Below are 21,844 nucleotides of genomic sequence, written 5' to 3' on the forward strand. Positions count from 1 at the left end.
ATCAGGCGCCGCCTCCAAGGATGGCGGAAATCGGTCGAAGCCCTGTCGGGGAACATTGGTCACATTCCCGACCACGGCCGACCGGAGCCGGCATGAGGCGGAGACGGGCACGCTGATCGCCCGCAAATTGGCGGCAATCAAAGGCTTCCGGTTCGCGGGAGACTTCGAGGCGTCCCGGCGCCACGCTCCGCCGGTCTACTATGTCCCCGACGACACCCTGGTCGGTGCCGGCATCGCGGACGAGCTCGGCATAGCGACCGAGAACGACCTGTTCGGCGGCATCGTGCCCTACGCCTTCGTCGCCACCAAGGCCATCTCCCATCCGACGGTGGAACCCTCCGCCACGGCGCCCGAGGGCTGGTCGCATGAATTCGGGCAAAGGACACGGGATGCCGTCCTGTCCGGCTTCACGGTCTTCACCGCAGGCGACGCGGACGTCGCGTGCCGCCGCCTGCTGGCCGACGGGCCGGTCCGGATCAAGCCCGTCCGGGAAAAGGGCGGCAGGGGCCAGACCGTCGTGCGCACCGCGGACGAGCTGGCTCCCGCGATCTCGGCCATCGATCCGCAGGAGCTCGCGGCCTGCGGGCTGGTGCTGGAAGAGAACCTGGAGAGGGTCGAAACCCACAGCGTCGGCCAGGTCCGGGTCGCCGACCTGTTGGTCAGCTATTTCGGAACCCAGCGGCTCACCCGCGACAACCGGGGGAACCTTGTCTACGGCGGCACCGACTTGCTGGCCGCACCGGGCGGTTTCGACAGCCTGCTGTCGCTGGCACTGCCGGAGGGAGGACCGGAGGCAGTCCGCCAGGCCGGCACCTACGACACCGCCGCCATGGAATGCTTCCCCGGAATGGTCGTCTCGCGCCGGAACTATGACGTCGCGATCGGATGGGACGCCAGGGGCCGACGCCGGACCGGCGTGCTGGAGCAATCCTGGCGCATGGGGGGAGCCACCGGTGCAGAACTGGCGGTGTTCGAAGGCTTCCGCGCCGACCCGTCCGCCCGTTCCTTGCGAGCCGCGACCGTGGAACTCTATGGCGAAGGGCATTCGCCGCCGCCATGCGCGACCGTCTATTTCAGCGGAACCGACGAGCGCGTCGGGCCTCTCCTCAAATACAGCATGTTGGGACGCCATGACGACGACCAATGAAGCGATCGACATCCATGTCGACGGCCAGAGCATTGCCGGAACCCTCGTCGCCCCCGCCTCCTCCTTGCCCGCCGTCCTGTTCGTTCATGGCTGGGGCGGGACGCAGGAGCAGTATCTGGCGCGGGCGCGGGAGATAGCGACGCTGGGGTGCGTCTGCTTGACGGTGGATCTTCGCGGGCACGGGCGGACCGAAGGGCAGTACGAGACAGTGACACGCGAAGACAACCTGACCGACCTGCTGGCCGCCTACGACGCGCTAACACGCCACCCCCACGTCGACCCGTCGGCGATCGCGGTGGTGGGCAGCAGCTACGGCGGTTACCTCGCCACGATCCTCAGTTCCCTGCGGCCGGTCCGCTGGTTGGCCCTGCGCGCGCCGGCTCTCTACCGGGACGAGGACTGGAATCTTCCCAAGGAGCGGCTGAACCGCGACGAGATCGCCGCCTATCGCCGGACGCGGGTACGGCCGGAGGACAACCGCGCCCTGGCGTCCTGCGCCGCCTTCCAAGGCGACGTGCTGGTGGTCGAGTGCGAGCACGATGCCATCATCCCGCATCCGGTCATCGCCAACTACCGCGCCGCCTTCGATAGAAGCCGCTCCCTGACCTATCGCGTGATCGAGGGTGCCGACCACGCGCTGTCGAACCAGACCTGGCAGGCGGCTTACACCTCCCTTTTGGTCTCCTGGGCAGCCGAGATGATCCTGGGATCGCGCACCAATGGCGGGGCTCCTCCGGCACGGGCTCGGGCCTAGTGGTCCCGCGCAGTGTGCGGCGTGCCGTAGGTCGGCCTTCGGCCGAGGCCGACCTACGATGAATCAATCAAAAAACACTGTGCCGAGCCACCAGCCCTCTTGGCAGCCTGTTGGTGCCGACGATGATGTCATCTTATGGCAAAGCTTGATTTACCACCCATCGACCGAAGTCGCAGCATAACAATCGGTCATGACTCTCATTAAGTGGCAAATGCCGCTCCAGCATCAGGCACGTACTTGTTCCGGATCAGGGTGTTTTTCACGTTCGCCAGTTCGGAGACAAATCAAGTTGAGTTTCACAAAACTAAACATTGTCCAGTCGCCCTGGCGAACTACTTCCATTCGCGACCGAGAAATACCGGGCCAGTGCGTAAGAGGGAGCAGTGAAGAGATCCGTATATGAGTCGACGCCAAGGCAGGTCCGCACGGAAATGGATGCACTGCCGACCGACGAGCGGTTGGCCATCATGCTGGTTTGCGTCGAAGGCCTGAGCTACCAGGAAGCGGCGGCGCAGCTCTTCACGTCGGTCGAGGAAATCAAGATCCGCCTGCTTCGCGGCCGCTTGGCATTGATGGGAAAACTGGCGGTCAAGGAGCGATGACTTACCCGATCCGGCAACGTCCGCCATCCTGGAGATTGCCGAGGACAGGAGATCTCAGATATCCCCGCTCCGGACGGCGCCCGAGAAGAACGGGGAGAGCCTGAAAGCGGGCGCGAGTCCGTACAAGGCTCTTTCGCGATGGCCGGCTGCGGGCCGTCGTTCTTGGATGCGTGCCGGCCATTTCGATCCGACATGGCGAAAAAGGATGACCGGGAATATCGTGTTGCCCGAACCGTCATGTATACGGGCGGTAGATCAGTGGGAGGGACGAACCGGAATGAGGAGCCGGCAACGACGCGTATGAAGACAGGGACAGCGACGCCCATCCGGTTCAGGCCTTCCCCCGACAGGTTAGCAAGAAAGATACTGTCCCTGATGGACTCATACGACGTCCGGCACAAGCGGCGCATTAGAAACAGTCTTTGATTTATCTACCGGCCAACAAAGCCGTAGAGCTCGTTGACTTGACCATTGAAGCGTCGGTGTAGAATTGAATGGAAGATCAAAATGGATACTCGGCGATCAAGTGATCACGGAAGCGGAGCAAGGTGCCGTCGGCGCCTGCTTGCCGGAGCCGTTGCCGGCGGGTCCCGGCAATGACAAATTTTCGTACGAAGTGGGGAAAAAGTTGCATTCTGAATCGTCATAAGACTAGGGTCCGATACGCTGGACCAACGTCGCCGGAAGGCCTGACTTGATGGTTTGTCTTCGTTGCGCCTTACCCTTTGGGGAATGGCACGCTTCCCCGACCAGGGAAACGGTGGTTCGGGATCGTGCCAGCCGATTGCCGGAACATCCATGCAGACCACATGTTGAACTGAATTCAAGGAGATGATTGCGGCGCTGGCCAATCGAACAGCCTTGGTACCTTGCAGTGCCCAATCCGCAGGAGAATTTTTATGCACGATCTGCTTGTCGCTGGACAGCTCTACAGCACCGTAGAGGGCAGCCTTGATGAAGGTCTGATCATGGCTTACGTCGATGGTGAGTTGGACCAGGATGGGCGAAGCTATGTGGAAGCCTTGCTTGCGGGCAATGCCGAGGCGAGGGAAATGGCGGAACTCCTGCGACTGAGTTCCACCCTTGTAAGATCCGCCTTCGTCGAAGAACCGGAGACGCCCACGGCCCGCCTTTCCGTCGTTCCATCGCACACCTCCGGCGCCTCGAGGCCGTCGGTGCCGAGCAGACGCATGCAAAGAAATGCTTGATTGAGGCCGGCTGTCCGGCGCCCTTCCGTCGCCACGGTGGCGCCACCGTCCGCTCATGGCTCGAGCCCGCATCGCGGAAAAAGGAATCTGGAGACCCGCCAAGCCCTTGCGTAGTTTTCGACGCAAGGGCTTTTTTCACTTTCCATGCACGGCTGAAGGCGGCGCGCCAAAGGCAAGCCAACCGAGCCGGCCTCCCATCGAACCGTCGCAGAGGTCTACAACTTACCAGTCACCGACTTAAGTAATATTCAAACTGGCGTGCGGACTTACCTCTCCGCCCTTCGTATATGACCTATCGCAACCTGCCCACTGCCGGCAAAGCACTTGATTCCGCAACACCGAATGTGTTTTCCATTTTATGGATTTTTTCTCGAATAGCTGGATGGTGCCGTGTCACAAGGAAATTCGCTCTTCTGCGAAAAATGGGTAGCTCTGAAATCCCTCCAGAAGAATCCCCAAATTTATCATAACATTTTCCCATTAAGCGTCTGCCGAGACCGAAAAGGCCAAGTTGCCGCGGCGATCTCGCATAATAATTCCGATTGGTACTGGAACTGGGTGGCGGGACCGTGAGAGACAAGATTGTTGCCATTCTGCCGAAGTTGCAGCGCTTCGCACGGGTCCTGACGGGGTCGCGGGATGCCGGCGACGAGTTGGTGCAACGGGCATGCGAACGTCTCCTGCGCAAGCCGGAGGCTTACGACGGCATTCTTTGCCTGGAAAGCTGGATGTACCGCGTGATCAACAATGCCTGGATCGACGAGAAGCGCAGCGCGCGCAACAAGCTGTCGGATCCGATAGAAGCCGGCCTGGAGATCGTCGGGGAGAACGGCGAGAACACGGTCGATGTCCGATCCACCCTGGCCCGGGTACGCCTGGAGATGGCACGGCTGCCAGCGGAACAGCGGGCCGCCCTGATGCTCGTCTGCGTCGACGGGTTGAGCTACCAGGAAGCGGCCAACGTGCTTGGAATCCCGATCGGCACGCTGATGAGCCGCCTTGCCCGCGCCCGCCTTGCCCTGGCGGAACGGATGCGGCAGGCCCATTCAGACAGGGCTTGCACCCCTGTGGGCAAAGTTGGCTGACCCTCTAAAGAATCCAGCAGCCTTTCTGAGCCTATGAGCGAATATCGAGTTCGAGTATCGCCTGAATCGGCGACCATGGAGGGGGTAACCGGCTGACCGCCAAGCTCCGGCTATTTTATGGAACTGGCTCCCGGCGGCGCTCCTGCGTACGGAATGTCCATGATAGAACTGACAGATGAAATCCTCGTCGCGTATGTCGACGAGGAATTGCCCCTAGAGGCGAGGTTGGCCGTAGAGGCCGCCATTGCCCGCGACCCCGTCGCGCAGTCCAAGGTCAGGGACATGCGCGAAACCGCGGCCCTGCTGCGGTCCGCCTTCCCGGAAGAGGAGCCGAGGGACGGCACGGACAATGTCGTCCTGCTCAAGCCCAGGCCCAAGTCGCACCTGGCAAGGAACCCGATCATCCTGGCGGGCCTCGCGGCGGCCGCCATGGTCGCCCTCGTCATCGGCACCGGTCTCTCGGCTTATCCGTCGCACGGCGGGCGCGCCGACTTCATGGCCGACGTCGCGGCCTATCATTCCGTTTACGCAGCGGAAACAGAACATCTGGCCGAAGTCCCCGCATCGCGGAAGGACCATATCGAGGAATGGCTGGGTGCCCGCATCGGACTCCAGTTCACCGTTCCCGACCTGTCGTCCGAAGGCTGGATGTTCGAGGGCGGCAGACTGCTGGCGGAAGCCGATCAGCCGATCGCGCAGCTGCTCTATTCCGCCCCGCACCGGCAGCCAATCGCCCTGTGCATCACCAGGTCCGACCAGACCGAGAGCAGCAATCCGGTCCAGTACGATCCGGGGAAAGGACTGAAGGTTGCCGCGTGGGACGATAGCGGGTACCTATACATTGTAGTGGGCGCCCTTGCTCCGACCGAACTCGACCGACTTACGCAGGAGGTCAGGGATCACTTCCAGCATGCCTGATAAGCGAATTCGAGTTTCCGGTCTCTTTGGTGGCATCCCGGCGGAAACGGTCTGTCCTCAGGAATACGCCGCCGGCCGGATCGTCATCGCATCGAGGGCACTGCCTGGTCAAAAGCTGGAGGAAGTCATGGGGAATCCCCGCCAAGAGGCTCATAGCCTGAAAGCAATCCGTCCGATTGCCGGACGCCGGATACCCGACCGCCGCACGGGCAACCGCAAGCGTCCCTCCGCGGCCGCAGGCTTCACCCTCCTGGAACTGCTGGTCGTGCTCGTCATCCTGGGGCTGCTGGCCTCGGTCACCGCACCGGCCGTCGCGCGTTATCTCAGCGGGGCCAAGGTGGACGCCGCAAAGCTGCAGATCCAGAATCTGTCGACCACTCTCGACATGTACCGGCTGGATACGGGAAGCTATCCGTCCCAGCAGGACGGCTTGAAGGCCCTGGTCGAGCGCCCGTCGAGCACGCAGCGCTGGAACGGCCCCTATCTGCGGAAGGCCGACATGATCAAGGATCCCTGGGGTCAGGAATACAAGTACCGGACTCCGGGAGAGCGCGCCGAGGTCGAGGTGTTCACGCTGGGCGCGGACAAGGCGGTCGGCGGCACCGGGGAAAACCAGGACCTGGGCAGCTGGTGATCCAGTCACCGGTCCCCGTCCCCTTCCGATCATGAAACGACCCGCCGGCTTCACCCTGCTCGAACTGCTCGTCGTCATAACGATAGCCGGGCTGGTGATGCTGGCGGCCCCGCGCCTGGGGGGATCATGGGCCGAGGGCGCGAAGGAAAGGGCCGCCGTACGGGAATTGGGGTCGGCGATGTCCCGCGCGCGCTACATGGCGACGGCGACGCGAAGCCCGGTCGAAGTGCAGTTCGACCTGAAAGCCCGGGAATGGCGAGTCCAGCCCGGCGGAAAAGGGGGCCGCCTGCCCGGTTCCGGTGTCCAGGTTCTCGGAATCGACGGCGGCGCGCCGGGCGACGCCGCGACGGCCGCGATCCGGTTCTATCCCGACGGGGGTTCCTCGGGCGGGACCGTCCTCCTGGATCTGCCCAGCGCCAGCCGCGGGCAGGCGCGGATCGCGGCGGACTGGCTGAGCGGCAGGATCCAGGTCGATGACTGACGTCCTTCCCGTCCGCCGGCAGCCCCGGGCCCTCGGCCGCCGCGCCGGATTCAGCCTGATCGAGGTCCTCGTCGCGCTTGCGATCCTGGGCATCGCGCTGGGTGCCATGCTCCCGCGCCTTTCCTTCGGAAGCCTTGCGTCCGAACGCGCCGAACGCACCGAGGAAGCGGTGATGCTGGCGGAAAGGCTCCTGGCCGAGGTGGGGCGGACCATGGCGATGCCGTCCGGAACGCCCCTCGACGGCACCAGCCCCGACGGGTTCTCCTGGCGCATCGAGACTTGCTGCGTGCGGGCGCTGAGGGACGCCACCGGACGGAACACCACCGGCATCGCCGATGTCCGGGTGGAAGTGTCCTGGCTATCGATGCGGGGCAGCAGGAACATCTCGATGGTGACACGCCGGATGATGCCGGGAGAGGCGAGATGACCCGTCGCCCCGGATTCACGCTCCTGGAGATGCTGGTGGCGATGACGCTCATCGCCTTCATCATGGTCGCCGGCCAGCAGGTGATCGCCCTGGCGGCCCGCGCCGCGGCGCCCCGGGGCGACGGCGGCCATATGTTCCTGACGCAGCGCCAGATCGCCGATTGGCTGGAAACGGCCCTGCCGGTCCGATCGGACCGGCGTGACCGCGCGCCGCTGATCTTCGCCGGAGACCAGACTTCGCTGCGCTTCGTGACCGTCCTTCCACAACGCTTCGGCGTCGCGGGGCCGAACGTCGTCACCCTGGGCGGTGCTCCCGGCGGCCTGCTTGCAAGATGGCAACCGCTCCGCCTCAGCGGTGAGCAGCAGGGGAACGAGCGGCTGATCCTGGAAGGTGTCGAACGGGTCTCGTTTCGCTATTGGGACGGCACCGGCGGGTGGCGTAACGCCTGGCCCGCCGGCCAGCGCCTGCCCGATCTGGTCGAACTGAGCGTGAGCGGCGGTCCCGCCGAGGAGTGGCCGCCGATCGTCGTGGCTCCGCGCAACCGCTGACGTCTAACCGTCTATGGAACGCCAGCCGTACCAGGCGACGGGCTGGCGCGTGTCGCCGGTTATCCTGAAGGATGCCGCGCGCGTCATCTTGATCCCGCTGGGCAGCGCCGCCTCGGCCGTCACCGAGAACATGCGCCGTCGCGAGGGCGCCACCCCGCTGAGCAGCCCGGCAGCCTCGACGGCGCTGCCCAGCCGCTGAAGCCCCGGCGGACTGACGACCGGATCGAACTGTGCCCGTCCGCTGTGCACCGTAAGGAACGGTGCCGCCGCCGCAGCCAGTTCCGGCGTCATGCCAAGGACCTGTTCCAGCTCGCCCACCGTGTCGAAGACGCTGTCCTTCGCGCCCGCCGCCAGTCCGGCCGCGGCATATTCCGGGTCCTCGGCACCGTTGGCCCGGCGCAGATTGTCGATGTCGCGGAAGTCGGCGATGCGTTCGGAAAGCTCCACCGGATCCCCGACGGCGAGGTCCGGGTCGTCCCGTGCCAAGGCTTCGAACAGAAGCGCCAGCAGTTCGGGCTGGGCGCCGTTGAGGTCGATCTTGCCGTCCTCGTCCTGGATCGTCACGTGGATCGGGATATCGTCGATGCGCAGGTCCAATTCCTGCACGCCGGCGAGGTCGGTCACCGGCTGCCCCGAACCGAGGCGTTCCACCATCCGGAACGCCGCCTCCTCAACGGCACCGTCGGCGGCGGCCCGGACCCTGCCCATGTCCAGCGCCCACCTGCTCCGATCGATGTCGAAGCCGGTACGCGACGCCACGATCGCGGTGAACAACCCGACCACCATGACGATCCAGAATACCGCGATCAGGGCAAAACCGGGTCTGCGCATACCATTGCCTCGACGATGCCGACGGGATCCTGAGGTGCCGGCCGTCGTTCGGCCATGGCGAAGCGGCCCCCGGCAAGCAGACGCGCCGATGCCGGGGGCCGCTTCGCTTATCCCACCCGCAGGTGGCGGAACTTTGACGGGACGATGCCGAACACTGCCGGCATCATTCCCGATCAGCTCTTCTTCTGGCGGAAATCGTCGTGGCAGCCGCCGCATGCCTGTCCGACCTGGGAGAACTGCTTGGCGATCGCCGCCCGGTCTTCACCCTGGGACGCCGTCGAGAGCCCGTCGCTTGCCGTCACCAGCCGGTCGGCGGCCTGCTCGAACCGGCCCCACTGCTGCCAGATCTCCGGTTTGGCTTCGCTGTCCTCGATATTGCCGATGCCGGTCGCCGCCGGGAACAGGCTCGGCACGATCTTGTGGGAAGCCTGCGAGATGGCCGCGGCCCCCTCGCGCACTCCCTCGATGCTGCCGCCCTCGTTCTTGACGTAGGCCGAGATCTTCTTCATGGCGTCGCCCATGGACTTCATGGCCGACTCCCGCTCCTTCACGACCGCCTGAGGGTCGGCGGATACGGGCCGGGGCGACTGGGCGGCGGCCTGCCCGGCTGCGGCCGAGATCAAGCCTGCCGCCATGGCGGACAACACCACCTTGCGAAGGCTGCGGCTGCCCGTTTCAAACCTGGTCAATACGACTCTCCTTGTGTTGAACCAACTGCAGGACGATCGTCCCCGGGCCGTTCATCCGTCGGCAGGCGTGATAATCCGTCCTGGTGCACGCGTCGCTTCACTGGACCGGAAGCCCCTGCCGGGTGCCCTGGATAGGCTCCCGGTGGACGACCGGCAGCAAAGCCTGCATACGCGCCCGCAGTTCGTTGGTCATGTCGCGCGCATCCTGGGTCGACTGGACGATCCGGGGGCGCAGCAGGATCAGCAGTTCGGTGCGCCTGACGTCGGTCGCCCTGGTGCCGAACAGCGGCCCGACGACCGGCAGCCTGGACAGGTAGGGGACGCCGTCCATGCCGGCGGTGGCGCCGTCGCGGATCAGGCCGCCCAAGCCGATGGTCTCGCCGCTCCTGACCGCCACCGTGCTTGCGATCCGGCGCTGGGCGATGGTCGGGGCGTCGATCTCGGACGTGGTGGTCACCGTCGCCTCGGAGACGTTCTGCTCGATCTCCATCCTGACCATGCCGCCCTCATTGACCCGCGGGACAACCTGGAGCGTGACGCCGGTGTCCACGTACTGGACCGAATTGACGATCGGCGCGTCGGGATTGACGACGCTGACCGCCTGCTGGACGGGGATCGGCACGCTGTCGCCGACCTGGAGCAGCGCGGTCTGGTTGGTCAGCGCCAGGACCTGCGGCGACGAGATCACCCGCACGTCCGTGACCGATTCCAGCGCGCGCAGGACGACCCGCGCGTCCGGCGTGTTGAAGGCGACGGCGAAGCCCGGCAGCGCGGGCTGCGGCGTGGCACTCGCGCTCTGGCTCAGCAGGGCCTGGAAGTTGCCGCTGTTGAAGAACCATTGCAGGCCGTACTGGAGCGTATCGTTCAGGGTCACCTCGGCGATGGTCGCCTCGATCAGCACCTGGAGCGGCTGGGTGTCGAGCTGGCGGAGCGCGTTCTCGATGCGGCGGTATTGCTGCCGGGTACCCTGGACGATCAGTGCGTTGCGGCTGTCGTCGGCGATGATCCGCAGGCCCGGTGCCGCCACGGCCGTGAAGCCGCTGCCCTGCCCGCCGACACCGCCGTCGACCCCGCCGCCGAAGCCCGTGCCACCCTGGCCGCCGATGCCGCCGCCGCCCAGGGGATCGCTGCCGAACCCTCCCTGGCCGCCCTGTCCCAGTCCTCCCTGACCCAATCCACCTTGCCCCAGGCCGCCCTGGCCCAATCCTCCCTGCCCAAGCCCTCCCTGCCCCAGCCCTCCCTGGCCGGAGAATCCGCCCTGCCCGCGCCGGGTCAGGCTGGACTGCGTGAGTTGGCGCGACTGGAGCCCGGGAGCCACCCCGCCGATCTGCTGCCCGGTCGGTTCGGCACCGAAGATCTGCCCCAACGCCGTGGCGAGATCGGCGGCCCTGCCGTTCTGGACGGGATAGACGAAGAGTTCCGGGTCGGACCCGCCGCCCTCCTGGTCCAGCCGCTCGGCCCAGTTCAGCATGCGGTCGATCATGTCGGCGTTGCGCGTCACGATGACCAGGGCGCTCATGCGCTCGACCGGCACGAAGCGGACCTCCTGGTTCCCCTCCTCCGACCCGAAGATCGCCGTCAGCTCCTCGGCCATCGCCGCGGGAGCCGCGTAGCGGAGCGGCTTGAGCGCGAAGGACATGCCCTGAAGCTGGTCCAGGTCGATCGCCTGCACGGTCGCTTCCATCAGGTCGAGCTGCGGCCCCGATCCGGCGAGCACCAGCAGGTTCCGCTTGGGATCGACCGACACCACGGCCCCCCGGGGCGTCAGCGGCGCCAGCAGCTCGGACGCCTTCGAGGCCTCGATATGCCGCAGCGGCAGGACCCGGATTCCCATGCCCGGACCGCCGGTCAGGGTCGGGCCGTTGGTCAGGGCCGACTCCGCCGGAACGACCTGATAGCCGTTGGGGAACGGGACCAGCGCGACGCCGTGCATCTGGAGCACGCGCTCGACCAGCGGCAGGACGTCGGCCCGCGGGATCGCCCCCCGGGTATCGACGCTCACGGTTCCCTCGATCCTCGGATCGACCGCATAGGTCAGCCCGAGGATGTCGCCGAGCACGGCGCGCGCGAACTCCCTGATGTCGGTGTCCGGAAAATTCAGCTCCACGCTCTCGCCGGTCGGCGTCGGGCGCGTCGCGGTCGCCGGCATCTGGATGCGCAGCCCGCCCCGCTCGACATAGGTCGGCCGCCTCGGCGGTTCTTCCCGGCCGCCGGGAGCGGGTCCGAGACCGCCGGGCGGAACGAGCGACGTCGGCTGACCCGATGTCCCGCCGTCCGGGCGCATCAATTCGGACATCCGTTCGTCCAGGTTGTTCCGCGCCGTGCCCTGCGCGCATCCAGCCAGAAGGGCCAGGACGGCACAGGCGGAAATTCCCAGTCGGAGACCGGATGGAGCGGGTCTTTGCTGTGTCGTCATCGATCGTTCACCGACTAAAAGCAACCAGGGTTCAAGGGAAGACCTGTGTCGGAAACCGAAACTTCCGTCGGTCACCGAGCCTTACACTCGCCGATGGAACCGGCTCATTTGTTCTATCACTCATGATCCGGTTACGAGAAAAGCTCATCGGAAGGGTAGTGGAGGTAGGTTCCGTCACTCTTGTTCGGAAATCCCAAGCGTCGACCGGGAACCAAAGATATCCATCATTCGAGTGAACGGGCGAAAAAGGAGTAGATCCAGACTGGTCTCCCGGGCTCAACGTCTTGCGCAGCTTGGCTTGCAAGCGGCGCGTACTTCATCTGCTCTCCTCCGGTTCAGCAATGTTTTCCCATTGCATTCAGCCGGAAGTATCCTGGACAGTGCCGCCCCGAATCGGTGCGGCAACTCCCCGGCAGGTGGAAAATGCATGCCGGCGTTCTGCATGACCAGTACATCTTTAGGCACATTTGGGGGATCGAGGTCCCGACGGCCCGCCACGATGCAGCGCAGCCACAAGGCAAAAGGGCGTAGTGCGGGAATAAATTCGACCGCTGCCCGTCACCACACGGGTATCATCGCGCCGATGCAGTGATCCTGCACGTCCACGAAAACGGACCGGAATAAGCAGGTGGAAGGGTTGGAGTTACTTCTGATTGCGTCAGCCCCGCTGTGCGGCGGTATCGTCGGCGTGCTGGTCGACCGCTATCCCGCTCCGCCGGGCGGGGATGACGCATGCCCGGAGGGTGCCGAGGGAGAGCCCGCCGCCCTGCGCAGCCTTCATCCTTCCATCGAGGCGGCCTGCACCCTGGCGGCCATCGTGGCCGCCGTCCTCCTGCCGACGCCCCTGTCGGTCTTCGCGGCCATCCTGGGCTGGGCCCTGCTCGGCCTGGCGCTGATCGACCTCCGCTACCTCGAAGTCCCGGACGCGGTTTCCCTGCCACTCATTCCCGCCGGTTTGGCGGTCACCTGGTGGGTGGAGCCGCAGGCGGTTCCGGCACATGCCGCCGCCGCCGCCATCGGTGCCGGCGTCATCTGGCTGCTGGGCGCGGCCTACCGCACCATCCGGGGGCACGAGGGCATCGGCGGCGGGGATGTCCGCCTGTTCGCCGTGGCCGGTGCCTGGGTCGGGCTGGTGGCCCTGCCGGGCGTCCTGTTCCTGTCCGGCGTCTTCGGCCTGCTCGCCGCGGCGTTGCTTGTCCGCGGCGGCCGGGTGGAGCCGGACGGCCGCATTCCATTCGTCCCTGCATTGTCCGCCGCATTGTGGGTGGTTTTCCTCGTTCCCGAACTGGTGCAGCCATGATGAGCCTCGCAGACAGCCCGATCGCCATGCCCTCCGCGGGGATTCCCGCGGACGCTCCCCAGGATGCGTTCGCGGCCGACCTGCTCGCGTCCGGACATCTGTCGCCGGCATCGCTGGAGCGTGCCCGCCGGGCGGCGTCGGAAAGCGGGATCGGTCTGCCGACCGCGGTCGTCAACCTGGGCATCGTCCCGGAGACCATCGTCGCCGAGGCGCTGGGCCGTGCGCTCTCGCTCCCCCTGGTCGAACCCCACGAGTGGCCCGACGAGGCGGTGGGCGAGGCCAGTCCGCGCTGGATGGAGCAGGCCCGGATCCTCCCTCTCCGGGTGGAGGAGGATCATGTCGTGGTGGCGTCGGCCGACCCGACGGATTCCGGCGCGCTCCAAGCGGCGGGACTGCTGTTCGACCTGCCCGTCAGGATCCGGATCGCGACCCAGTCCGATATCCGGAAGGCGGTGGCCAAGCTGCGCGACGGAGCCCCCTCGGACACCCACGTCACGACCGTGGCCGGCGACGACGATCTCCAGCGCCTGAAGGACTTGGCGAGCGAGGCGCCGGTCGTCCGGTTCGTCAACCACATGATCGTCCAGGCGGTGGAGAGCCGCGCGTCCGACCTCCATCTGGAAAGCCACGAGGGCGGACCGGTGCAGTGGCTCCGCATCGACGGCGACCTCACCCAGACCGAGGCGCCCGCGCCGGTCCTTCACCGGGCCGTCGTGTCCCGCATCAAGATCCTGGCCGGCATCGACATCGCCGAACGCCGCCTGCCCCAGGACGGCCGCATCAAGATGACCGTCGGCGGCCGTCAGGTCGACCTGCGCGTCGGCATCGTCCCGACGCTTCACGGCGAGAGCGTCGCCATCCGCGTGCTCGACCGCAGCTCCGTGGCGCTCGATTTCGGAAAGCTCGGCTTCACCGGACCGGTCCTCGACAAGTGGCTGGAGGCGGCGAACCGGCCCTACGGAATCGTCCTGGTGACGGGGCCGACCGGCAGCGGCAAGACGACCACGCTCTACAGCTCGCTGCTCCGCGTCTTCGTGCCGTCCCGCAAGTACTTCACCATCGAGGACCCGATCGAGTACCAGCTGCCGGGGGTCAACCAGACCGAGGTCAAACCCGGGATCAAGCTGACCTTCGCCTCGATCCTGCGGGCCTTGCTGCGGCAAAATCCGAACGTCATCCTGGTCGGCGAGATCCGCGACCGCGAGACGGCGCAGACCGCGATCGAGGCGTCGCTCACCGGCCACCTGATCATGTCGACGCTGCACACCAACGACGCGCCCGGCGCCATAACGCGCATGCTGGAGATGGGCGTCGAGGATTACCTCCTGGCGTCCACCCTCAACGCCGTGCTGGCGCAGCGGCTCGTGCGGACCCTGTGCCCGGACTGCCGCGAGCCCCATCCCTACGCGGACGCGATCGTCCAGCGGTTCGATCTCGGCCGCTTCGCCGACGGCGGGCGGGCGCAGCCGATGCACGCGCCCGGATGCCCGACCTGCCGCGGCACGGGCTGGCGCGGCAGAACCATGATCACCGAGCTGATGGTCATGACCGACCGGATGCGCGCCGCGGCCATGGCCCGCGGCGAGGCTTCCCGGCTGGCCGAGATCGCGCGGGAGGAGGGCATGGAGACGCTGTTCGAGAGCGGCCTGCGCAAGGTCGCGGATGGCTCCACGACGGTGGAGGAGGTCCTGCGGGCGACCCTGCAGGGGGCCTCCTGATGCCCGTCTTCCAGTTCGAGGCGGTCGAGCGCGACGGCAAGGTCGCCGTCGGCACCCTCAGCGCCGCGGACAGCGAGGCGGTCGCGCGCCAGCTCCAGGAACGGGGCGCCGTGCCGCTCCGCATCGAGACGGGCCAGGCCGCCGCCTCCGGATTCGCCATCAGCCGCAAGTCCCTGCCGGCAGCCAAGCTGTCGCGCTTCGCCCGCGAACTGGCGCTCCTGCTCGATGCCGGCCTGCGGCTCGACCAGGCGCTGGCGTCGGTCGCCCGGTCGCGCGACCTCAAGCCCATGGCTCCGGCCCTGGCCGTCGTGCTGGAGCAGGTCCGGTCGGGCATCCCTTTCAGCGAAGCCCTGGAGCAGCGGCCGGAGATCGCGCCCCCTTACGCCATCGGCATGATCCGCGCCGGGGAGGCGGCCGGCGCGCTCGCCACCATCCTGCGCAGCCTCGCCGATCTCGCCGATCGGCGCGCGAGGTCCGCCAAGGCCGTGCGGGCCGCCCTGACCTATCCGGCGATCCTGGCGGTCACGGCCGCCGTCTCCATCGCCACCCTGTTCACCGTCGTGCTGCCCCAGCTCGAGCCTCTGTTCGAGGGGGCCGGCGACCGCCTGCCGACCATGACCGTCGTGGTGCTGGAGGCCAGCCGCCTGTTCCGCGAATACGGGCTCTATGCGCTGGGCGCGCTGGTCGCGGCGGCGATCGCCATCCGCGTCTCGCTGAACGCTCCGGAGACGCGCCGCGCGCTGCACGGGGTGCTGCTGCGGGCGCCGGTGGCCGGCAGCCTGATTCGCCGGATCGAGGGCGGCCGGTTCGCCCGGCTGTTCTCCACCCTGGTCGGCGCCGGCCTGACGGCGGCCAACGCGCTCGAACTGGCCCGCGGCGGCGCCACCAACATGGCGTTCGCCGATGCGCTGAAGGATGTCCGCGGCGCCCTGGTCGAGGGCCGCGGCATCGCCGAGCCGCTGGCCGCCACGCGGATCTTCCCGGCCGTCCTGCTCGACCTGGCCCGCGTCGGCGAGGAGAGCGGACGGCTCGGCGAGGTCCTGGGACACGCCGCCAACATCCTGGAGGAGGAGGCCGAGAGCGAGATCCAGCGCGGCATCGCCCTGCTGGCGCCGCTGCTGACCATCGGCCTGGGCGGCGTGATCGCCTTCGTCATCGCGTCCGTCGTGATGGCGATCCTCAGCATGAACTCGATCGCCATGTAAGGGGACGCGGCGGAACGGCGGACAGGTCGGACCCGCCGCCCGCCGCTCCGGGTCAGGCCGCTCGCGGCCGTCGCCTGCCGGCGACCAGCAGGTAGTCCAGGACGGCCATCACGACCAGCGAGATCCCAACCAGGGGGAACAGGATTCCGCCGATCATCAGGATCGCCAGGACGCCACGCAGGACACCCCGTTCCGCGGGCATGGGCGGGACGCCGAGCGAGCGGGCCGGCCGGCGCTTCCACCACATGACGCCGGCGGAGACCGACAGCAGGACGATCGCGACGCAGACCAGCAGCATCACGACCTGGTTGGCGACGCCGAACTCCTGCCCCATGTGGACGTTGATGCCCCATTCCAGCGCGCGGCCGAGCGGGCCGTAGTCGGCATAGCTCATGTCGATCAGCGGCTTGCCCGAGTACTGGTCCAGGTGGACCACCCGCTGCTGCGACAGGTCGTCCGGGTAGGCCGACCCGGTATAGACTCCCGTAGGGCCGCCGGGCAGGCCGACCGCGTATCCCGGCGCCATGCCGAGCCGGTCGAACGCCGCGACCGCGCCGTCCAGCCCGATCGGCCCGCCGCCCGCCGGGGCGGACTCCGGCATGCGGGCCTGCTCCAGCGACCAGCTCGTCGGTCCCGACGCGTGCGCCAGATGCTCGTCGGACATCGGCACGGCGACCCGCACGCCCGCGGGATAGCCGAAATTGGAGCCGTTGGCCCATCGGTTCACATAATCGCCCCAATAGGCCGACCACGGCATCCCGGTGACCGCCAGGAACACGATGAAGCCGCCGACGAAAATCCCGGTCACGGCGTGCAGGTCACGCTAGAATACCCGCTGGTGCCGTGTGCCGCGGACCGTCACGACGCCGCCTTCCCGTTTGCGCGGCCACCAGAGATAGATCCCGGTACCGACCAGCAGGATGGTCCAGCCGCCGGCGATCTCGATGGCCGCATTGGCCACGGGTCCGAACCAAGCGAGGCTGTGCAGCTGGCGGACCACCCACATCACCGAGCCCTTGTCGGGGATATCGCCGAGTACCCGCCCGGAGTAGGGATCGACGAAGACCGACAGCTTTCCTGCCGCCGTCTTGACGCCGACCTCGGCGGAGGACTGCGGATCGGCCGGCGGCGTGTACTTGACCGCGGTGCCAGGATAGGCCGCCAGTGCGGCGTTCACCAGGACCGATGGCGCCGCCCGCTCCGCGGCCGTGACTTCCACCTGCTCGAGATCGCGGTAGAGGAAACCATCGATCTCGTCCCGGAACAGGTAGGCCGCTCCCGTCACCGCGAGAAGGATGAGGAACGGCAGCACCAGCAGGCCGGCATAGAAGTGCCAGCGCCAGACGGCGCGGTAAACGCTCGAAGAGGAGATGGATACCGGCCGCGACGGGACGGATCCGAGGGAAGTTTCTGTCATGGTCGAATTCCGATGGCATGACGCGCGCGGGCAGGCTCACCGCCACGCGGGGCGTCCTTGTAATTCTCGAGTCAGCTGGTTCGCGATCAAGCCATCGGAGGGGGAGCCCGCGGGCGCAGCGCCGTCAGGAAGTGTCTTGCCGCCTGCGTCCCGTCGCGCCGGGCATCGTCCACCGCTGCGGGCTGCGGGCAAGGTGCTGCGGGTTGGTCGTCCGTCGGCGGCAGGGGCGGAGCGGTTCCCGAGCAGACGGCGCACAGATTGCAGATTTGCCCGGATTGACCATGTCCCGGCTTCTCCTGCGAAGCCGGCTTGAGGCCGTGCTCCGCGTGCCGGTGTGCCGACGGCGCATCGGCCGTCCGGGCTGCGGCGCGGTGGTCGCCGGACAGGAGCGGTGCCGCCGCATGGCGGTCGCCCATCGGCACGTGGCCGGCCAGGATCAGCTGGACGGCTGCGGCGAACAGCGCGAGCAGAACGATGGCGACGCGCGAGCGATTCCTGCCGGCAACGGACCGAACTCCGCCATGCCTTGGAACAAGCCTCGAAGCTTTGCCGCGGGATCTCGCCATCGATCCGTCTGCCTGACGATCCGCCGATAGGGTGGATTAACAGGTGCAGGACGAGTGGTCTAGCGAACTTATTCCGTCCCTACGACCAAGTTCGGGCGCCGACGCGGAAAGCGCTCGGCCGAGCCGCCTAAGTCGCGCACCGCGAATGTCCAGGACCCGAAAGTAGGGGGTCCAACCACATGAAGGGACATGCCCCTATAACCGTCGGAAGGAACTATCTCCTGGAGCGGTAATCCCTGGAATAACGGGAATATGGACTCACGCGGTTCGTCATCACCACGAACACGGCAGAGAAATGGCGAGGCCGACGTGTCCGGAAGTCAGAAAGACATCGGGTTCATCGGCGTCCTTATCCGGAGGAATGATAAAAGTTCAAGAACCCGGCTTTCATTTTTGACTATGTAGTATAAGTTGCTGTAACTGGCCAAATTCACAGTCTGCAGCGGCAAACCAAGCATACATCACCAGCACAATCCTGACGGAGCAAAGGGATTCCTTTTGTCCGATCGTCCGAACGCGTGCCGTTCTGAGCAGAATTCAAGGAGTGAGAACTAATGCGCAGGCGCGAATTCCTCAAGTACGGCGGTGCCTTTGCGGCGTTTGCCACGACCTCCACCTCCCTTCCGACGATCCTTTCGGCGCAGACGTCCGAAGATGCACCGACCGGCGAAGAAGCCGATTTCGATCTGGAGATCGTCGACGTCGACGTCGAACTGATCGACGGCAGCATTGTCCCGATGTACGCCTTCTGCCACGCCGGAAAGCCCCCGACCATCCCCGGCCCCATCCTCCGGGTGACCCAGGGCGACACCGTCCGCATCGACATCCGCAACTCCAGCGCCCAGTCCCACGGCTTCCAGATCATGGGCCAGAGCAATGCCGTAGTCTCCGGATTGGCTCCCAGCGACGGCGACGGCGAGGACAAGGCGCGGATCGAGTTCGTCGCGACGAAGCCGGGAACCTATTTCTACGTCGATTGCGACAACTCCCCGATCAACCGCGTGCTGGGACTTCACGGGGCGCTGATCGTGGAGCCGAAGAACGGCTATGCCGACGGTGCGGCCCGAAAGAAGCCGATGCCCTATGCTCCGGGCGCGGCCACGCCCGCCATGAAGTCGCTGTTCACGGCGTTGGGTGAAGCGACGATCGACGGCAAGCCCGCCCGCTTCCCCGGCAAGCCGTGGCAGAAGGGACGGGAATATGTCTGGATCTTCAACCAGATCGACCCGGTCATGTGCCGGCGGATCGGAGCCGGGGAACTGGTGACGCCGGCCGAGTTCCAGAGCCAGTTCCATCCCCGGTACTTCACGATCAACGGCCTGTGCGGGCTGGACTCCGCCCATGACAAGGCGACCTGCCCGACCGGCCATGTCGGCGAGCCGGCGCTGATCCGCAGCATGAACGCCGGCCTGGCGACCCACAGTCCGCATATCCACGGAAACCACGTCTTCGTTCTGACCGAGAGCAACAACAACGGCGTCCCGATATACCAGGCCAGCCTGAGGGAGCACGATGTCTGGACGATGCCGCCGATGGAGATCAAGGACGTCCTGCTGCCGTACACGGCGCCGCCCGACGTGCCGCCGGCACCCTGGCGGATGGTTCAGGAGAAATACCCTCTGCGCTATCCGATGCACTGCCACAACGAGATCTCCCAGACCTCCGCAGGCGGCTCCTATCCGATGGGCCTGGTCACGGACTGGCATATCGACGGTCCGTTGAGCACCAGCTGAGCCGTCGGACGGCCTTCCGGACCGCTCCGGCAGGCCGTCCGTCCCGCATCCCGAGATACGCCACGCCCCGGTTCAACCGATAGAACGCCAGACGGACTCGCCGCGACGGCGCTGCGCAGAGTCCCGAGCGTCCTGGAGAGCAGAGAATGACGACCATCTACCGCCCGATCTCCGATCCCCTCGAGTTCGATACCTTCGGCTGCCATCCCTTCGAGAACGACCCCGCCACGCCCGACCGGACCAGCCGCCAGGTTTTCCTGCGCCGGCAGGTGGCCGACTGGAACGTCGACATGAAGGACGGTTCGCAGATCCAGTTCTGGGGCTTCAAGGATCCCGACGTTTCCGGCAGCGATTCCCCCTGGCCGTCCAAGATGATCCGGGTGAAGCAGGGCCAGGTCTTCCATTGCGAGTTCAAGCCGACCAAGGGTGCCCATACCATCCATTGGCACGGCATCGAGCCCACTTCCATGAACGACGGGGTCGGCCACACCTCGTTCGAGGTCAAGAGCAGCTACACCTACCAGTGGTGCGCCCATCAGGCCGGCACTTATCTCTACCACTGCCACAAGAACACGATCCTTCATTTCGAGATGGGCATGTACGGCGTGCTCATCGTCGATCCGCTCACCAAGAGCCCGGACACGAACAACCCGAACTACCTCTACGACCCCGTCGCGGGTGACTCCGCGCCCGGCATCACCCTTGGCGCGCCCTACTCCGCCGAATCAATCCTGGTCTTCGACGATGTCGACCCGGTGTGGCACAAGCTCGACCACAATGCCGGCATGTGCGGCGACGATGTCGGCCTGGACAAGTTCAACCCGACCTATTTCCTGATCAACGGCGTCCACAACGGCAGGACCCAAACGGACTCGCGGACCGTCACGCGGATGACCGCCGGGCGCAACCTGATGCTCCGCATCGCCAACGCCTCCTACAGCCGGCTGCATATCACCCTGCCGTTCAACTGCTACATCGTCGAGGTGGACGGCCGTCCCCTGCGGACCAACCGCGCCAAGGGCTGGTTCTCGACTCCGGAGTACAAGGCGGCGGGCAGCAAGCTCGAAGTCGCCGTCGCCCAGCGCTACGCCATCTGGGCACCCCAGGTTCCGCGCGGCGATCATCTGATCACCGGCAGCTTCCATCACTGGATCACCAACAAGCGGCACTTCGACGGCACCGCCAGCGCCAAGGTCGTGGCTCTCTGAGCGGAAGGAGTTTCGAGCATGCGAACCATCACTTTGCCGAAGGGTGCCGGGCGGGCGGCGATCCTGGCCGTGCTGCTGGCGGGCGGTTCCGCCCTCTGGCTCGGCACCGCAGCGCCTTCCGCCCGGGCGGAAGGCGGCCATGCGGGACATTCCGAAGCGGCGACCCCGGAGGCCGCCGCGGCTTCCGCGAGCCACGGCGGATACGGCGCCCACAGCGGCTGGCCCGAGCCGCATCAGCTGGGCGGCGACTTCAGCCTGACCGACCATACCGGACGCAAGGTGACGCTGGCCGATTTCAAGGGCAAGGCGACCGCCTTCTACTTCGGCTACACGCAGTGCGACGACATCTGCCCGATCATCGGCACCAAGCTGGGCATGGCGGTCGACCTGATGGCCGACAAGGCCGACCAGGTCAACATCGCCATGATCAGCGTGGACGACCGCAACGACGGGCCGGAGCAACTCGCCTCCTTCGTCGCCAAGCAGCATCCGCGCCTGATCGGCCTGTCCGGCAACCGGCGGGAAATCTACGAAGTCGCGGCGAAGTACCGGGTCCGCCGCGACTACGTGATGCAGAACCAGCTTGCCAAGGAAGGCGAGCAGCCCGCCGGTGGCCATGACGCCGCGGAGGCGACTTCGCATGCTGGCCATGGCTCGGCTGGCCACGGCCAGCACGGGGAGGAAACGACTCCGGTCACTCCGGTCTCCGCCGACGCAGGCACCGCGGCAGCCGCTTCGGAGCCGGCGAACGAGCCGCGGAAGCCGGGCGAGCGTATCAGGATCCGGTCGGCCTCCGACGACGCGACACGGCTCCACAACATGGCGATGGCGCACACCACGCACATCTACCTGTTGAACAAAGAGGGCCAAGTTGTCCGATATATTTACCCAAGTATGTCGCCCGAACAGCTTGCCAAGCGCCTCACCGACCTGATCAATGAAGGCTGATCGCCGTCG

20 protein-coding genes and 1 pseudogene are annotated in these 21,844 nt (G+C 66.4%); 16 read left to right on the forward strand and 5 right to left on the reverse strand.

Features of this window, described 5'->3' with window-relative positions:
* Positions 1–55: 55 nt before the first annotated feature.
* From JL101_RS12840 to JL101_RS12885, 10 genes are all read left to right on the forward strand, one after another.
* Positions 56–1,147 carry a DUF3182 family protein gene (locus JL101_RS12840; protein WP_203095426.1) on the forward strand — a complete coding sequence of 364 codons (1,092 nt, stop codon included), beginning with the start codon at positions 56–58 and terminating at the stop codon, positions 1,145–1,147.
* Positions 1,131–1,901, forward strand: a complete 771-nt coding sequence (locus tag JL101_RS12845; RefSeq protein WP_203095427.1) for an alpha/beta hydrolase family protein — start codon at positions 1,131–1,133, stop codon at positions 1,899–1,901. The genes JL101_RS12840 and JL101_RS12845 overlap by 17 nt, the downstream gene beginning before the upstream one ends.
* A gap of 431 nt (positions 1,902–2,332) precedes the next feature.
* Positions 2,333–2,503, forward strand: coding sequence for an RNA polymerase sigma factor (locus JL101_RS12850; protein WP_203095428.1), 171 nt, complete (start codon positions 2,333–2,335; stop codon positions 2,501–2,503).
* An 899-nt stretch (positions 2,504–3,402) separates the two neighbouring features.
* A complete protein-coding gene (locus JL101_RS12855) occupies positions 3,403–3,711 on the forward strand; it encodes an anti-sigma factor family protein (RefSeq protein WP_203095429.1) in 309 nt (102 codons plus the stop codon).
* 542 nt (positions 3,712–4,253) lie between these two features.
* Complete coding sequence (locus JL101_RS12860; protein WP_203095430.1) at positions 4,254–4,796, forward strand: RNA polymerase sigma factor; 543 nt, start codon at positions 4,254–4,256, stop codon at positions 4,794–4,796.
* A gap of 117 nt (positions 4,797–4,913) precedes the next feature.
* Positions 4,914–5,714, forward strand: coding sequence for an anti-sigma factor family protein (locus JL101_RS12865; protein ID WP_203095431.1), 801 nt, complete (start codon positions 4,914–4,916; stop codon positions 5,712–5,714).
* Positions 5,715–5,841: 127 nt separating this feature from the next.
* Entirely contained in the window at positions 5,842–6,348 is a 507-nt protein-coding gene (gspG, locus tag JL101_RS12870) for a type II secretion system major pseudopilin GspG (protein WP_203095432.1), read from the forward strand.
* Positions 6,349–6,379: 31 nt separating this feature from the next.
* A complete protein-coding gene (locus tag JL101_RS12875) occupies positions 6,380–6,829 on the forward strand; it encodes a GspH/FimT family pseudopilin (RefSeq protein WP_203095433.1) in 450 nt (149 codons plus the stop codon).
* Positions 6,822–7,256, forward strand: coding sequence for a type II secretion system protein (locus tag JL101_RS12880; RefSeq protein ID WP_203095434.1), 435 nt, complete (start codon positions 6,822–6,824; stop codon positions 7,254–7,256). Before JL101_RS12875 ends, JL101_RS12880 begins: the two co-directional genes overlap by 8 nt.
* Entirely contained in the window at positions 7,253–7,804 is a 552-nt protein-coding gene (locus tag JL101_RS12885) for a type II secretion system protein GspJ (RefSeq protein WP_203095435.1), read from the forward strand. The genes JL101_RS12880 and JL101_RS12885 overlap by 4 nt, the downstream gene beginning before the upstream one ends.
* Before the next feature lie 3 nt (positions 7,805–7,807).
* On the opposite strand, the gene JL101_RS12890 is transcribed toward JL101_RS12885, so the two are convergent.
* The 3 genes from JL101_RS12890 to gspD all read right to left on the reverse strand — a co-directional run bounded on the left by JL101_RS12890 (position 7,808) and on the right by gspD (position 11,620).
* Complete coding sequence (locus JL101_RS12890) at positions 7,808–8,635, reverse strand: type II secretion system minor pseudopilin (protein WP_203095436.1); 828 nt, start codon at positions 8,633–8,635, stop codon at positions 7,808–7,810.
* A 173-nt stretch (positions 8,636–8,808) separates the two neighbouring features.
* Entirely contained in the window at positions 8,809–9,324 is a 516-nt protein-coding gene (locus tag JL101_RS12895; protein WP_203095437.1) for a c-type cytochrome, read from the reverse strand.
* 97 nt (positions 9,325–9,421) lie between these two features.
* Complete coding sequence (gspD, locus tag JL101_RS12900) at positions 9,422–11,620, reverse strand: type II secretion system secretin GspD (RefSeq protein ID WP_203095438.1); 2,199 nt, start codon at positions 11,618–11,620, stop codon at positions 9,422–9,424.
* Between the two features lie 757 nt (positions 11,621–12,377).
* On the opposite strand from gspD, the gene JL101_RS12905 reads away from it, so the two are divergent.
* From JL101_RS12905 to JL101_RS12915, 3 genes are read left to right on the forward strand one after another with little or no spacing between them, the layout of a single operon-like run.
* Positions 12,378–13,040 (forward strand): prepilin peptidase, encoded by a 663-nt coding sequence (locus JL101_RS12905; protein WP_203095439.1) that lies wholly within the window; start codon positions 12,378–12,380, stop codon positions 13,038–13,040.
* Positions 13,037–14,758 (forward strand): GspE/PulE family protein, encoded by a 1,722-nt coding sequence (locus tag JL101_RS12910; protein ID WP_203095440.1) that lies wholly within the window; start codon positions 13,037–13,039, stop codon positions 14,756–14,758. Before JL101_RS12905 ends, JL101_RS12910 begins: the two co-directional genes overlap by 4 nt.
* Positions 14,758–15,963 carry a type II secretion system F family protein gene (locus JL101_RS12915; RefSeq protein WP_203095441.1) on the forward strand — a complete coding sequence of 402 codons (1,206 nt, stop codon included), beginning with the start codon at positions 14,758–14,760 and terminating at the stop codon, positions 15,961–15,963. Before JL101_RS12910 ends, JL101_RS12915 begins: the two co-directional genes overlap by 1 nt.
* A 52-nt stretch (positions 15,964–16,015) precedes the next feature.
* Here the strand turns inward: JL101_RS12915 and JL101_RS12920 are convergent.
* Together JL101_RS12920 and JL101_RS12925 are read right to left on the reverse strand one after the other, a co-directional pair.
* A pseudogene (locus JL101_RS12920) lies at positions 16,016–17,380 on the reverse strand (PepSY-associated TM helix domain-containing protein).
* Positions 17,381–17,466: 86 nt separating this feature from the next.
* A complete protein-coding gene (locus JL101_RS12925) occupies positions 17,467–17,946 on the reverse strand; it encodes a hypothetical protein (protein WP_203095442.1) in 480 nt (159 codons plus the stop codon).
* 554 nt (positions 17,947–18,500) lie between these two features.
* Between JL101_RS12925 and JL101_RS12930 the strand changes: the two genes are divergently transcribed.
* The 3 genes from JL101_RS12930 (at position 18,501) to JL101_RS12940 (ending at position 21,835) form a co-directional block, all read left to right on the forward strand.
* Positions 18,501–19,679, forward strand: a complete 1,179-nt coding sequence (locus JL101_RS12930; RefSeq protein WP_203095443.1) for a multicopper oxidase domain-containing protein — start codon at positions 18,501–18,503, stop codon at positions 19,677–19,679.
* 146 nt (positions 19,680–19,825) lie between these two features.
* Complete coding sequence (locus tag JL101_RS12935; RefSeq protein ID WP_203095444.1) at positions 19,826–20,887, forward strand: multicopper oxidase domain-containing protein; 1,062 nt, start codon at positions 19,826–19,828, stop codon at positions 20,885–20,887.
* Positions 20,888–20,905: 18 nt separating this feature from the next.
* Entirely contained in the window at positions 20,906–21,835 is a 930-nt protein-coding gene (locus JL101_RS12940; RefSeq protein WP_203095445.1) for an SCO family protein, read from the forward strand.
* Positions 21,836–21,844: the final 9 nt, after the last annotated feature.

It is taken from the genome of Skermanella rosea (assembly GCF_016806835.2).
GTDB classification, from domain to species: domain Bacteria; phylum Pseudomonadota; class Alphaproteobacteria; order Azospirillales; family Azospirillaceae; genus Skermanella; species Skermanella rosea.

Excerpts from the sequence above, each read along its gene's own strand:
- JL101_RS12845 (WP_203095427.1), top strand. The coding sequence starts at position 1,131 with ATGACGACGACCAATGAAGCGATCGACATCCATGTCGACGGCCAGAGC.
- JL101_RS12850 (WP_203095428.1), top strand. The coding sequence starts at position 2,333 with ATGGATGCACTGCCGACCGACGAGCGGTTGGCCATCATGCTGGTTTGC.
- JL101_RS12855 (WP_203095429.1), top strand. The coding sequence starts at position 3,403 with ATGCACGATCTGCTTGTCGCTGGACAGCTCTACAGCACCGTAGAGGGC.
- JL101_RS12865 (WP_203095431.1), top strand. The coding sequence starts at position 4,914 with ATGGAACTGGCTCCCGGCGGCGCTCCTGCGTACGGAATGTCCATGATA.
- gspG (WP_203095432.1), top strand. The coding sequence starts at position 5,842 with ATGGGGAATCCCCGCCAAGAGGCTCATAGCCTGAAAGCAATCCGTCCG.
- JL101_RS12875 (WP_203095433.1), top strand. The coding sequence starts at position 6,380 with ATGAAACGACCCGCCGGCTTCACCCTGCTCGAACTGCTCGTCGTCATA.
- JL101_RS12880 (WP_203095434.1), top strand. The coding sequence starts at position 6,822 with ATGACTGACGTCCTTCCCGTCCGCCGGCAGCCCCGGGCCCTCGGCCGC.
- JL101_RS12885 (WP_203095435.1), top strand. The coding sequence starts at position 7,253 with ATGACCCGTCGCCCCGGATTCACGCTCCTGGAGATGCTGGTGGCGATG.
- JL101_RS12890 (WP_203095436.1), bottom strand. The coding sequence starts at position 8,635 with ATGCGCAGACCCGGTTTTGCCCTGATCGCGGTATTCTGGATCGTCATG.
- gspD (WP_203095438.1), bottom strand. The coding sequence starts at position 11,620 with ATGTCCGAATTGATGCGCCCGGACGGCGGGACATCGGGTCAGCCGACG.
- JL101_RS12910 (WP_203095440.1), top strand. The coding sequence starts at position 13,037 with ATGATGAGCCTCGCAGACAGCCCGATCGCCATGCCCTCCGCGGGGATT.
- JL101_RS12915 (WP_203095441.1), top strand. The coding sequence starts at position 14,758 with ATGCCCGTCTTCCAGTTCGAGGCGGTCGAGCGCGACGGCAAGGTCGCC.
- JL101_RS12925 (WP_203095442.1), bottom strand. The coding sequence starts at position 17,946 with ATGGCGAGATCCCGCGGCAAAGCTTCGAGGCTTGTTCCAAGGCATGGC.
- JL101_RS12930 (WP_203095443.1), top strand. The coding sequence starts at position 18,501 with ATGCGCAGGCGCGAATTCCTCAAGTACGGCGGTGCCTTTGCGGCGTTT.
- JL101_RS12935 (WP_203095444.1), top strand. The coding sequence starts at position 19,826 with ATGACGACCATCTACCGCCCGATCTCCGATCCCCTCGAGTTCGATACC.
- JL101_RS12940 (WP_203095445.1), top strand. The coding sequence starts at position 20,906 with ATGCGAACCATCACTTTGCCGAAGGGTGCCGGGCGGGCGGCGATCCTG.